Here is a 12,569-nt window from a genome sequence, read left to right on the forward strand (position 1 = left end):
CCGGATACGACAGGGGGGACACCGCGGCGCGGTGTCCCCCCTCGTCGCGCACTCAGGCGTCGGTCGCGGTCACATCCCTCGACTCCGGACGCGCGGTCAACGCCGGCTGCTCGTCGTCCCACGTGAACGCCAGCGTCTCGGTGATCGCGCCGAAGAGTCCGAAGATCTCCTCCGCCTCCGCGAGGTTCGGGCTCGATCCGGTCACCACCACGACGTCCGCCGACCCCGGCATCGGCACGACGGTGTGCATCACCGCGCACCGCATCGTCGCGCCGTCCTGGACGACGTTCTGAATGCCGTACACACGGCCCACGGTGCCGATCCCGGGGATCACCGCGGTCGTCACCCGCCGCCACGTCCCGTCGACCCGGGTCGGTTGCCCCACGGCGGTCAGCGCGCCGAGGATGTCACCGTTGGCCGGTGGCGTGACCACCGCGACCACCACGGTGGCGGTGAGCGGGCCGTCCTCGTACATCTCGAAGACGCCCGCGGCGTGCACCGCGCCGCTGCGCCGGGCCTGGCGTACCGACCGGCGTACCTGCTCGGCGAAGCGGCCCGCCTGGTCCGCGGTGAAGCCGCCGGTCAGGGCGTGTCCCCGTGCCTCCTCGCCCATCCGGTTCTCACTCGCCTCGTCGGCCACCGGGAAGTCGACCCACGCCTGCGGAGTGCGCAGCTCGAAGCCGGTCGGGGTGGGCGTCGCGGCATGGGCCTGGGTCGGGGCGCTCACTGTGCGGCCTGCTGGTCCGGCGCGGTCAACGCGTTGACCGTCTGGGTGTCGGTCTCCCGGAACGCGTCGGCGACGGCCTTCGCGGCGTCGCGTACGCCACCGAGGTCCTTGCCCACGACGTGCCGGCCGTCGCCCCACCGCTTCTCGAAGTGCCGGGCGGCGTCCTCCAGGCCGCGCTGCCCGAGGGTGTCGACCACCGCGCCCATCGACCGGACCGACGCGCCGTCCATCAACTCCTTGGTACGCCGCAGCAGCTCGTGTACGCGTTCCAGCTCTGCGCCCGGGACGAGGATCTCGCTCATCCCGCGCGCTCCCCCGCCGGCCTGCCCATCGCATCGCTCATCTCCGCACCCTCCAGACCGTCACGGCAACTGCGCCGTACACGGATCGGCGGCCAGCCTGGTTCACCTGCTGAACCGATCTCCCGCCGGCTACGTGTGCGATCCGGCTCCCGGCGGACGGTCCGGGCGTCGGTGTGACGATGCGGTGGGAGGACTTGTCATGACGCGTCCGGGCGACGCCGAGTGGTCCGTGTTGCAGCTCGACTCGGATCCGGTGCCGGGTGATCCCGAGTCCTTCGAGGAGATCACCCGGGCATACCAGGAGTTGGCCAGAACCACCCAGGAGGCGCACGACCTGCTCGCCTCGGGCAGTCAGATCGACGTCGGCCAGGGCAAGGCAATGGACGCCTTCCGCGACCTGATCGGCAAGCTGCCGGGGCGACTGGACCAGATGGCGAACTCCTACGCCAGCGCCGCCGACGCGTACCTGCGGTACCTGCCCTCGCTGGAGGAGGCGCAGACGATGTCACTGCGCGCCCTCGACCAGGCCCGACAGGCGGCCGGAGACCAGAGCGCCGCCCAGGCCGCAGCCGTCACCGCGGCGGCGACGCTGCTCGTGCTGAACGCCGAGACCGCGACCAGTCCGGACGGCAAGGAGCAGGCCACCGACGACGCCGCCGCCGCCAAGAACCGGCAGGCCGACGCCCAGCAGGCGCTGGACGGGGCGAAGTCGTTGCTCGGTCAGGCGACAGCCCTGCGCGACCAGGCCGCCCGTACCGCCGCCGACACCCTGCACCAGCTGGCGAAGGACGCGCCGCAACGGTCACTCTGGGACAAGATCGTCGAGGCGTTCGAGGCGTTCGTCGACTTCCTCCAGAGCACCGTCATCGAGTGGATCACCACCATCCTCGACGTGCTCTCCGTCGTCGCCTCGTTCATCTTCCCGCCCCTGGGCTCGGCCATCGGCTTCCTCTCCGGCGCCATCGATCTCGCCGCGGCGGCCGTCGGCGGCGACCCCGCCGAGATCGCCCTCGCCGCCGGCGGACTCGCCCTCGGCCTCGTGCCCGGTGGACGAATCGTCAGCCGGGTCCTCAAATTCGCCAACAAGTTCGCCGGCAAGATCCGCCCCGGCAGCGTCGCGGACGGCATCAGGAACAACACCAGGGAGGTCACCGGCGGCAGCCGTGGCGTGCCGGGTACCGGTGCGGCTCCGGGACGCGGGATCGACGCCACGGTCACCGAGGTCGGCATCGGCAAGACCGTCAAGGGTGTGTTCAACCGGATCGACCAGAAGTTGTTCGACATACGGTTCGACCGGGACCTCAAGGCCGCCAGGAAGAAGCAGGCCAACGACCCGACGCTGATCCTCGGCCAGAACAGCAAGGGTCACCTCAAGACGTTCCACGCCTCGGACGTCGAGTCGACACCGTTGGTGGACAACAACGGCAAACAGATCGGCGTGCTCTTCCCGAGTAGGGCCACCGACAACGAGAGCTTCACGAGCTGGGCCCGGACCGACGCCAACCTCGCCTTCGGCCGGAACATCGGCGGGGAGATCGCCGAACCGGGAACGAAGGCGATCCGCAGGCTGCCCGGTACCGAAACCGGCTTCGCGGACAACCAGTTCCAGGTCGCGCCGTGGGCCCGGCTCAAGACCGACCCCACCCTGGTCATCGCGCACGGCAGCCCGGACGGCGCCGCCGTGCGCCTGAAGAACGGAACCGTGCTCCAGGTCCCGGGTGGGCAGTTCGCGAAGGTCCTGCACCACAACGACATCTTCCGGGCCAGCAACACCGCCACGGACCCGAAGCGGTCCATCGCGATGATCTCCTGCAACTTCGGCAACACCTCCGGCACGGCGGGGCAGGACTTCGCCAACGCCATGCGGGATCTCGGCAGTCAGCGGCGGATCTTCGCGGCGAACGAGACGGTCGTCACCACTCAGGGTGTGGACGAGGGCGGCCTGCTGACCGACGCGGGCCGGGACATCGCGACGTTGGCAGTGCAGAACGGCGGCAAGTTCAAGCAGATCCACCCGAGCGTCGAGGGGGCGAGTTGATGAGCGAGCACGACAACGGTGATCGGCAGCGGAGTTGGATGCTGCTGACGGACGCGCGGTGGAGCGCGCCCGACGAAGGTGCGGCGGATGCGACAGACGTGCCACCGGTGGAGGCCATCGTCGGTGGCTGGCTGGTCGAGCCCGACGGCACCGTCGGCCGTTTCACCGCCAATCCGCTGTACCGGCCGGAGGACCCGGCGTTGCCTACCAGCCCGGTGGACGCCTCCGCGTCCCTTGTCGCCTCCGGTCGGGCCGGCGTCGACGTGGTGCTCCTGGCGCTGCGGGACAGCCTCGTGGACGTCGCGCTGGACGCCGAGGGTGGCGTGATCGTGGCACCGGCGCCGGATGACGTCCCCTGTGTGCTCGTCGCGACCGGTGCCGTCGACCAGGCCCGGGTCGACGCCGTCGACTGGCGGCAGGTCGACCTGCGCGAGCTGCTGACGCTGCTCCCGGACGGCGTCGACGTGCTGCTCAATCCGGGCGGGCCGCGTTCCATGCGCCTGTTCGCCGACGCGTTGCGGGACATCGCCGTCCAGGGCGAGCCAGCACCGACAGGTCCGTGACGTACCACCGCGCTGGGCTCGGACGTGTCGTCCGAGCCCAGCGCGGACCGGGTGGCCGGACCCGCATCGGCGACGGTTGACATCTCGATTCGGCCTCGACGTGGGTCAGTAGACAGATCTTCTAGTGATCAACTAACGGTACGAACAGGACGTGCATCCTGAGGACCCGTAGGCATCCGGCGGGAACGCCGACGACGTGAGGGTCAGCAAAAGGGTGGTAGCAATGGCGGGATCGGGACCTGTTCGTCGGCGCGAAGTGGCAGGCGAAGCACTGGTCCGGTCCATATTCGAGGAGCACGGACGCGCGATGCTCGCTTATGCGACACAATTGACCCGCGACCGCGCGGCCGCGGAGGACGTCGTCCAGGAAGCGCTGGTACGCGCGTGGCGGCACCCCGACGCGCTAGTCAACGGCAAGGGCTCGGTACGGGGTTGGCTGTTGACTGTCGTCCGCAACATCGTGACCGACACCATCCGCGCCCGGAACGCGCGCCCACCCGAGGTGCCGGAGGGCCCGACCGAATCAGCGGTCGAGCGTGACCACGCCGACCAGGTGGTGAACTCGATTGTCGTGACCGACGCGCTCAACCGCCTCTCCACGGAGCACCGACAGGTGCTCGAGCAGGTCTACCTGCGCGGGAGTACAGTCGCGGAAGCCGCACAGGTCCTCGGTATCCCACCGGGCACCGTGAAGTCTCGCTCCTACTACGCACTCCGAGCACTCCGCGATCTCGCCGAGCGTCGCGCCGGGGTGGAACGGCCTGCCTCATGAATTCCGACAGCTCATCGCCCCGCGCCGACCACTTCGACATCGGCGGCTATCTGCTGGGGGCACTCGATGAGGAGGCGACCCACCGAGCCGAGGAGCACCTGGCGGGTTGCGCGCAGTGTCGAGCCGAGGTCGAGTCGCTGCGGACGTGGGCGGGCGCGCTCGAGAACGTACCCGACGTGATGCTGCTGGACGGCCCGCCGGAGGACGGCGACCTGCTGTTGCAGCGCACTCTGCGCCAGATCCGCGGGGAGGCCGCCGACCAGCGCCGTCGCCATCACACCGTCACCGGAGTCGCGGCGGCCGTTGTCGCCTCCGCGGTCCTCGGTGGCGCCCTCTTCCTTCCCCGGGGAGACGGGACGACGGACGCGACAGCGCCGCCGCCGACCCCGACCGTCGCGGCCGACCCGACCGTCCGCTCCACCAGCGCCTCCGACCCACGCACGGGGGCTCGTCTCGCCGTGGCCGTCACACCGGCCCCCGGCTGGGTACGTGTCAACGCCACGGTCTCCGGCATCCCGCAGGGCCAACGCTGCCGCCTCCTGGTCGTGGGCAGAGACGGCAGCACGGTGCTGGCGGGCAGCTGGTTGGTGTCGGAGCGCGGGGCCGCCGAGGGTGTGACCCTGGACGGCAGCGCCCTGATCGACGAGGCCCAGATCGACAGTGTCCGGGTGGAGACGACCGACGGCATGGCGTACGTCAGCGCGAAGCTGTAGCCAGCCCTCGTCGGTGGCCGGTGGCTGATCCGGCCACCGGCCATCGTCAGTGGCCGATGGTTGTGTTCGACGGCCGGGCGACAGACAGCAGCGCCGGCCCAGGCCAGTGGCCGGGCCGGCGCGAGCCGTGGCGCAAGGTCAGCCCAGGCGCACCGAGACGACCGCGTTGTCGAAGTCGACAGTCGCCAGATCCGTGACGTCCCCGTTGATCACCTTCGACCGGCCGGTGCAGTCCGGGCCGGCCCAGAGCTTGAGCGAGCCAGGCGCCGCCACCGAGGAGGAGACCCCCGGGCGGCTCAGGTTGCGGCAGCCGGTTCCCGCGACGCCCTGCGAACCGGCGCCGTCGCCGAAGTTCGGGTCGTCGAAGAGGACCGCGCTGGTGGCCGGTGCGGCCGGCGACTCCGCGGCGGGCTGCTCGTCACCGGACACGCCGGCCTTGCCGCCGGTCGGGGTCACGCCGAACCAGGTGCCTCCGACACCCTGGCCCTTGGTGTCGCCTGCCTTGGTGTCCTTGGCGAAGCGGTAGACCGGCCAGCCCCCGATGGTGACCTGCCGGCTGCCGTCCGAGCGCCGGACGGTGCCGACGGCCTCCGCCTTGACCCCCGCGACGAAGATCTTGCCGCCCGGCATCACCGTGACCGGCGGCCAGGTCGCGGCGCAGTCACCGTCGCAGGTCGACGTCGGCGGGTTGTTGCTGTCCTTGTCGAATCGGTAGAGGGTCAGCCCCGCACCGTTGACGACGACCGGGTCGAGCTTGCCCGCCCTGCCCACGGTCATCTGGACCCAGCGCTGAGCCGATTCGCGGGCGGCCCCGGTCGCCACCCCACCGTCGGGTACCGCCCAGTCACCGGTCCCCGGAGCCGCGTTGTTGGACTTGGCGGTGCCGGACGTCAGAGCGAGGTCGGCGACACCGGCCCCGCCCTGCGGCGACGCCGCCGGGCTGCCGCTCAGGTCGGCGGCCCGCGCCGGGCCGGGTGGCACCTGGCTCGGGCCGCACGCCGTGAGCGTCACCGCGCCGACGGCCAGCGCGGCGATGAAGGGTGTCACGTGGTTGCGCATCATCGGGAATCTCCAGCGGTCACCCGGCTTCCAGGAGGTCCGGAAACCGTTCGCCCCTCACACGGAACAGGTCCGGGATCGGTTCAGGGCCGGTGCCGCCGCCGTCATCACGTGGGCGACCTCAGGTGGTTTGCAGGGCGACCTTCAGCCAACCCGGGTTGCGCATGTCGAACTCCCGGTACGCGGCGACCGCGTCGGTGAGCGGTTCGTGCTCGGTCACGACGTCCTCCGGACGGACCTGACCGGACGCCACCATGGCCGCCAGCTTGGGGATGTACCGGGGGTGGTTGCCGTTGCCGGCGCGGATGGTCAGGTTGCGCCCCATGGCCATCCCGATCGGGAAGTACCGGTCGCCAGGCGGATAGACGCCCACGATGCCCAGCGTGCCGACCTTGGCGAGGCTGTCCACCGCCCAGGTCTGCGCCTGACTCGGCGCGTCACCCGGCTTGAAGTGCCCGTCCTGGCCCGCGCTGTCGAGGTCCGGGGAGATCTTGCGCTGCTCCTCGGCGTTGCGCGCGTCGTCCTTACCCGCTGCGGGCCCCGACTTGGCGCTCTCGCTGTCCACTCCGACGGCGTCGATGGCGCAGTCGGCCCCGATGCCGTTCGTCAACTCCATGATGGCCTCGACCGGGTCGACCTCGTTGAAGTTGATCACCTCGGCGCCACGGCTGCGGGCGTGCTCCAGCCGGTCGGCGTGCCCGTCGACAGCGATCACCCGGGACGCGCCGCGCTGGTACGCCGAGAGGATGGCGAACTGGCCCACCGGACCGCAGCCCCAGACGGTGGCGACCTTGCCGTCGCTGACGTCGGCCAGAACCGCGCCGAAGTAGCCGGTCGGGTAGATGTCGGAGAGCGTGATGGCCTGCGACTCGGTGACGTTCTCGCCCAACGAGATCAGGTTGGTGTGCGCGAAGGGCACACGGGCGTACTCGGCCTGCAACCCGTTGAACGGACCCTGCATCTCGGGTGAGCCGGGCGAGGCGGTGCCGATCCGCGGCCCGAGCGGGTTGGCGTTGTCGCACTGCGCGAAGAGGCCCCGGCGGCAGTACCAGCAGGACCCACAGCCCCACACCGCGGAGATCACCACCCGGTCACCCGGCCGGAAGTTGTGGATCTGCGAGCCCACCTCCTCGACCACCCCGATGCCCTCGTGACCGAGGACCTTGCCCTGCTTCATCCCCGGCATCGTGCCGCGCACGAAGTGCAGGTCGGTACCGCAGATCGCCGCGGTGGTCACCCGGACGATCGCGTCCGTGGGTTGTTCGATGCGGGGTTCGGGCACATCGTCAACCCGGATGTCACCGATGCCATGCCAAACGACTGCCTTCACGCGTACTCCCATCCGCGCTGGCCGACCTCGTCGCGCCAGCACTCGACAACGGGACACCTCGTGCCCGGGACGAATGCCGGCTTCCCCGGGCACGAGGTGTCCAAACCGCGCCCTCAGCTCAGTCTCTCGGCGAGACGGGTGACGGAGGCACGCATGCTGTCGGTGCCACCGTCGGGAAACTCGTGCAGAAGCGTGCGAGCCTGTTCGAGAGCCCGACGCGACGCGGCGACGTCACCAGCGGCGATGAGAACGTCGACCATCTGTCGCAGCGCATCGAACTGCGACGGCCGGTCCCCCACGCGCCGCGCCGCGCTCGCCGCGATCTCCAGCTCGGTGACCGCCTCGGCGACGCGTCCGGTCTCGGCGAGATTGTCCGCGACGGCGGCCCGGATCTCGCTCTCCTCGTGCCCCCGCCCCACCCGCTGGCTGAGGTCAAGCGCCTCCCGGAGCACCCCGATCGACTCCGTGACCTTGCCCTGGGCGGTCAACGACCGTCCCGTGCCCAGAAGGCTGCCGAGTTGGCCCCGACGATTGTGGAGCAGGCGGAACAGCGACAGCGCCTTCGCGCTGTGCTCGAGGGCGCGGTCGTGCCGGCCCAGCGCGCTGAACACCTCGTGGAAGTTGTTGTGCACCAGCGCCTGTTCCAGACGCATGTCCCGGTCCCGGTAGGTCCGTGCGGCCTCACCGAGCAGGCGCAGCGCCTCCTCGTGGGCGCCGAGCAGGTACCGTGCGCCGGCCAGGCTGCGCAGGACGTGCGCCTCCCCGACGACATCGCCGCGCTCCCGCGCGTCCCGCAGCGCGATCCGCATGACGTCCTCCCAGTCCTGGAAGCGTCCGGCCCACTGCAGATACTGCTGCATGGCGAGGGCGAGCTGCCACGGCACGATGCCGTACCCGACGTCGGCGGCCAGGCGTACGGCCTCCGTGAGCATCTCCCGCTGGCGGTCGAACCAGTCGATGGCCTCGTCGTACGTGCCCGGCCGCTGAGGGACGACACCGGGCAGCGGAGGTGGCGGCTCGATCGGTGGCCGGTTCGGGTCCAGAACCAGCTGTGCCTGGTAACTGGTGTGCAGGTAGTGCTGCAACAGGCGGGAGAGCGCCGCCTCGCGCTCCGCCGTCGACTCCTCGGCCTCCAGCAGCTCCTCGGCGTACGCCTTCACCAGGACGTGGGAGGTGAGGCGGCCGTCCTCGTGCTCGGTCACCAGCGCCGCGTCGATCAGCTCGGCGAGGTGGGCGCGCGTGCTGTCCGGGTCGCGGTCGGCGAGACTCACGCACGCCTCGGCCGTGACACCGGGCAGCGGGGCTACCGACAGGAGCCGGAACAGCCGGGCGGCGTCCGGACTGAGCTGCCGGTAGGACCACGAGAAGGCGGTACGCGGGTCGTTCAGCCCAGGCCCACCCGCGAACGCTTCCAGTCGGCGGGCGCTGTCGCGCAGCTCCGCGGCGATGGTCGCGAGCGACAGCCCCGGACGAGCGGCGATCCGGGCCGCCAGGATGGCCAGCGCCAGTGGAAGCCGGCCGCACAGCTCGATGATCTCGTCGGCGGTGCTGGCACAGCCTCCGTCGTCGGTCGACCGGCTCGGCAGGCCGGCGAGCCGACGTTCGAGAAGTCGACGGGCCGTCGGCAGATCGGGCGGGTCGACCCGGAGCAGGTGCGCACCGTCGAACGCCGCGAGGCCGACGAGGGCCCGCCGGCTGGTCACGATCACGAGACTTCGTGCCGAGTTCGGCAGTAGCGGGCGTACCTGGGCGGCGTCGTGAGCATTGTCCAGCAGGAAGAGCATCTGCCTGCCGGCTGTCATGCTGCGGTACATCCCGATGCGCGCGTCGAACGTGTCGGGTACGTCGGAGGCGGGCACGCCCACGAGGTGCAGCAGTGAACGCACGGCGTCGTCGGCCGACAGGCGCCCGCCCGCGCAGAGGTGGCCGCGCAGATCGAGGTAGAGCTGCCCGTCGGCGTACTCGTCGGCCACCCGGTGCGCGAAGTGCGCGGCGAGCGTCGAGGTGCCCACCCCGCCCATGCCGTCCATCGCGATCACCAGGGGGCTGGTCCGTTCGGCGGTCCGCGTTCCCGTGTTCAGATCGCGCAGGATCAGCAGTTCGGATTCGCGGCCCACGAAGAGAGGTGGGTCCGGCGGGAGCTGCGCCGGACGGATCAGCGTCGTCCGTCGGGCCACCACGGGGTCGGCGTCCTCGACGGGTGCCAGCGCCGTCTGGGTGAGGGCCCGTCGGTGGGCGTCCTGAAGGTGGTAGCCGGGGTCGATACCCAAGTCCTCGTCGAGGCGCGTCCGGATCGCGCCGTACACCGCCAATGCCTCGGCCTGCTGGCCCGCCGCGGCGAGGGTCGTCACGAGGCTCGCGTGGACCGGCTCGTTGAGCTGACCCATCGCGGCCGCGAGCCGCAGCGGCGCCAGCACCCGGGCGGGCTGCCGCAGTCGCACGGCCACCGCGGCGGCGGCGATGGCGGCGTCGAAGAACTCGCCGTCGATGCCCGCGAGGACTGCCGCGGCGGCGGCGCTGTCGACCAGGCCGTCACCGGACGAGCCGTGGCAACGCCGCAGCGCGTCGAGGTAGTGCTCCAACGCGTCGTCCGGACGGTCCTGCGCCAGGCTGGACTTCGCGGCCGAGACGTCGCTGCGGAACGCGACGAGGTCGAGCGCCTCCGGCCCGGCCACGAAGAGGTACCCGTTGCCGTGCCGCAACAGGTACGAGCCGACGGCCCGCGGGGGCAGGTCGGGTTCGAGCAGGCGGCGCAGCGCCGCGACGTACTTGTGGATCACGTTCACGGCGCTGGCCGGCGAATCAGGGCCCCAGACGAGATCCAACAGATCGCTGGTGGTGGTGGGGCGCCCCTGGCGGGCCAGCAGGACCGCCAGGAGACGGCGTTGCTGACGCGGGCCCGCGTCGAGCTCGGTCGCGCCGCGCCACACCCGCAGCGGACCCATGATCTGTAGGCGTGGTCCCTCCTGCAACGCCGATTCCTCTGTCCGACCGGAGCCGACGTCTTCCCTCACCTTGATCACGCTGCGTCCACCTGGTGGAGGCTGACTTGACGATGACTGGATTGGACATTTCCGGGCGCGCGACGGACGATCCGACAATCCCGGGCCCGGCGAAACCGACTTCCGGGTCGAAGACGGCACGCATCGAACCGGTCGGCGACGCCATGGTGCGGCCCTGTCTTGTAACCCATGCTCAGCAGACGTCGCTGGCGAGAGGAAAGTTCGATCCCCTGGACGGGTTTTTCCCGCCGGCGCGCTAGCGTTCCCGGATGCTTCTTCCGACCTCGGCGCTCGTGCCGGCCGGCGACACGGCTCAGCTGGTGCGGAGCGCCCAGCAGGGCGATACGGCCAGCTTCGCGCTGCTCTTCGACCGTCACTACGCCGGCATGCTCGCCGTGGCTCGCCGCCTGTTGGGTGGCGGCCCCGACGCCGAGGACGCGTGCCAGGACGCGGCTATCACGGCGTTCAGCCGGATCGGGGAGTTGCGCGACCCCAGCGCGGCGCGGCCCTGGCTGCACACCATCGTGCGGAACAACTGCCGGACGATGCTCCGCGACCGTCTCCCCGTACCGGTCGGGGTTGCCGGTGAGAACCTGCTGGCCTCTGAGCTGGACGACCCGGTAGCCCGCATCGAGCGCAGCGCCATGCGGGACTGGGTCTGGCACGGACTACGGCAGTTGTCGCCGGCCGCGCAGACCGTGGCGCTGCTGCGGTACTTCACCGAGAACAACTCGTACGAGCAGATCGCGGCCCTCTGCGGAACCCCGGTCGGCACCGTCCGTAGTCGCCTGAGCGAGGCGCGCCGGCAGTTGGCCGAGGTCCTGCCTCGCGTGCACGACGAGCGGCACGGCGAGACCGTGGCGCTCCGCACCGAACGACAGGAGGAGGCGACGACCATCCTGGCGGCGGTGCCGGGCGGCGCGCCGCTGAACGAGGTGGCGGCCCGCTGGGCCGAGGACATGAGCTTCTGGTGGCCCAACGGCACCCGGACGATCGGTCGGGAACCGGTCTTCGCGGTCATCCGACAGGACTACGACTCGGGCGTCCGCCACGAAATCACCGGCGTGGTCGCGGGCTCCGGCATCACGATCTGGGAGAACGCCTTCATCAACCCGCTGGAGGACCCGTACCACTGCCCGCCGGGGGCAACCTGGCTGCTCAGGGAGCAAGAGGGCCTGGTACGCGAGGTGCGCCTTCTGCACACCCCACGGCCGGCCCGACCGGAGACAACTCCCCCGCGGAATCGAACTTCCGCCGGCCGAGCGGCGTCCTGAGGGTATGACCACGTACTCCATCCATGATCTGGAACCGCAGCTCGCCGCTAACCGCCGGTACTGGTGCGGTTGGGCCGGGGCCCAGCCCGACACCGATCTGCCGACCTACCGCACGGACATCCCCCACCCGCTGCTCAACGGGGTCCTGCGCGTGCGCGGGCGGGAGCTCGACGAGGCGATCACGGAGGCGAGGAAGCACCTGACCGGCTCCACCTGGGGCTGGTGGGTGGGCGCGGACAGCGACGAGGGCACCGCCGAGGGCCTGCTCGCGCGCGGCGCGACGCAGATCTCCGACATGCCCGTCATGGCGATGGACGTGACCGGCGTGGCCGAGAGCGAGGCTCCCGCCGACCTGCGGATCCAGGTCGCCGCGACGCCGGCCGAGGTGCGGGAGTACGTCGAGGCGTACGCCGGCCCGCTCGGCATCTCGGGCGACCTCGGGCTCGTCGCCGACCGGGAACTCGCCTTCGCCTATCCGGAGGTGGTCCGCCTGGCCGGCATCGTGGACGGCCGCACCGTCGGCACGTGCACCCTGTCGCTCGGCACCGACGTCGGCGCTCTCTACTGCATCGCCACCCACCCCGACCACCGCCGGCGGGGCATCGCGACCGCCCTCACCCTGGAGGCGCTGCGCGTCGCCCGCGGGGCCGGACGGCAGATCGTCACCCTGCAGTCGAGCAGTGAGGGCGAGCCGGTATACCGGCAGATCGGGTTCGACACCGTCACCCGCTACCGCCTCTACCAGCTCCCGGAGTGAACCCGTACGGCGCTGCCGCCGGGCTGACACCC

General features: G+C 71.1%; 11 protein-coding genes. 6 read left to right on the forward strand and 5 right to left on the reverse strand.

Features of this window, described 5'->3' with window-relative positions; genetic code table 11:
* Nucleotides 1-52: 52 nt before the first annotated feature.
* Nucleotides 53-727 (reverse strand): hypothetical protein, encoded by a 675-nt coding sequence (locus ABZU91_RS22830; RefSeq protein ID WP_355243847.1) that lies wholly within the window; start codon nt 725-727, stop codon nt 53-55.
* A complete protein-coding gene (locus tag ABZU91_RS22835) occupies nt 724-1,029 on the reverse strand; it encodes a hypothetical protein (RefSeq protein WP_355243849.1) in 306 nt (101 codons plus the stop codon). The genes ABZU91_RS22830 and ABZU91_RS22835 overlap by 4 nt, the downstream gene beginning before the upstream one ends.
* Nucleotides 1,030-1,228: 199 nt before the next feature.
* On the opposite strand from ABZU91_RS22835, the gene ABZU91_RS22840 reads away from it, so the two are divergent.
* The 4 genes from ABZU91_RS22840 to ABZU91_RS22855 all read left to right on the forward strand — a co-directional run bounded on the left by ABZU91_RS22840 (nt 1,229) and on the right by ABZU91_RS22855 (nt 5,115).
* Complete coding sequence (locus ABZU91_RS22840; RefSeq protein WP_355243852.1) at nt 1,229-3,067, forward strand: putative T7SS-secreted protein; 1,839 nt, start codon at nt 1,229-1,231, stop codon at nt 3,065-3,067.
* Complete coding sequence (locus tag ABZU91_RS22845; protein ID WP_355243855.1) at nt 3,067-3,630, forward strand: type VII secretion system-associated protein; 564 nt, start codon at nt 3,067-3,069, stop codon at nt 3,628-3,630. The genes ABZU91_RS22840 and ABZU91_RS22845 overlap by 1 nt, the downstream gene beginning before the upstream one ends.
* A gap of 223 nt (nt 3,631-3,853) precedes the next feature.
* Complete coding sequence (locus tag ABZU91_RS22850) at nt 3,854-4,402, forward strand: sigma-70 family RNA polymerase sigma factor (protein WP_355243858.1); 549 nt, start codon at nt 3,854-3,856, stop codon at nt 4,400-4,402.
* The gene (locus ABZU91_RS22855) at nt 4,399-5,115 is read left to right on the forward strand and encodes a zf-HC2 domain-containing protein (protein ID WP_355243861.1); all 717 of its coding nucleotides are present in this window, start codon (nt 4,399-4,401) and stop codon (nt 5,113-5,115) included. Before ABZU91_RS22850 ends, ABZU91_RS22855 begins: the two co-directional genes overlap by 4 nt.
* 138 nt (nt 5,116-5,253) lie before the next feature.
* Here the strand turns inward: ABZU91_RS22855 and ABZU91_RS22860 are convergent, their stop codons facing one another.
* From ABZU91_RS22860 to ABZU91_RS22870, 3 genes are all read right to left on the reverse strand, one after another.
* Nucleotides 5,254-6,177, reverse strand: a complete 924-nt coding sequence (locus tag ABZU91_RS22860; RefSeq protein ID WP_355243864.1) for a hypothetical protein — start codon at nt 6,175-6,177, stop codon at nt 5,254-5,256.
* 118 nt (nt 6,178-6,295) lie between these two features.
* Nucleotides 6,296-7,504 (reverse strand): zinc-dependent alcohol dehydrogenase, encoded by a 1,209-nt coding sequence (locus ABZU91_RS22865; RefSeq protein ID WP_355243866.1) that lies wholly within the window; start codon nt 7,502-7,504, stop codon nt 6,296-6,298.
* Nucleotides 7,505-7,617: 113 nt separating this feature from the next.
* Complete coding sequence (locus ABZU91_RS22870; protein WP_355243869.1) at nt 7,618-10,518, reverse strand: BTAD domain-containing putative transcriptional regulator; 2,901 nt, start codon at nt 10,516-10,518, stop codon at nt 7,618-7,620.
* A 257-nt stretch (nt 10,519-10,775) separates the two neighbouring features.
* Between ABZU91_RS22870 and ABZU91_RS22875 the strand changes: the two genes are divergently transcribed.
* Together ABZU91_RS22875 and ABZU91_RS22880 are read left to right on the forward strand one after the other, a co-directional pair.
* Nucleotides 10,776-11,780 carry an RNA polymerase sigma factor gene (locus ABZU91_RS22875; RefSeq protein ID WP_355243871.1) on the forward strand — a complete coding sequence of 335 codons (1,005 nt, stop codon included), beginning with the start codon at nt 10,776-10,778 and terminating at the stop codon, nt 11,778-11,780.
* Between the two features lie 4 nt (nt 11,781-11,784).
* The gene (locus tag ABZU91_RS22880; protein WP_355243874.1) at nt 11,785-12,537 is read left to right on the forward strand and encodes a GNAT family N-acetyltransferase; all 753 of its coding nucleotides are present in this window, start codon (nt 11,785-11,787) and stop codon (nt 12,535-12,537) included.
* The last annotated feature ends 32 nt before the right edge of the window (nt 12,538-12,569 follow it).

This window comes from Micromonospora sp. NPDC005174 (assembly GCF_040608495.1).
GTDB lineage: Bacteria > Actinomycetota > Actinomycetes > Mycobacteriales > Micromonosporaceae > Micromonospora.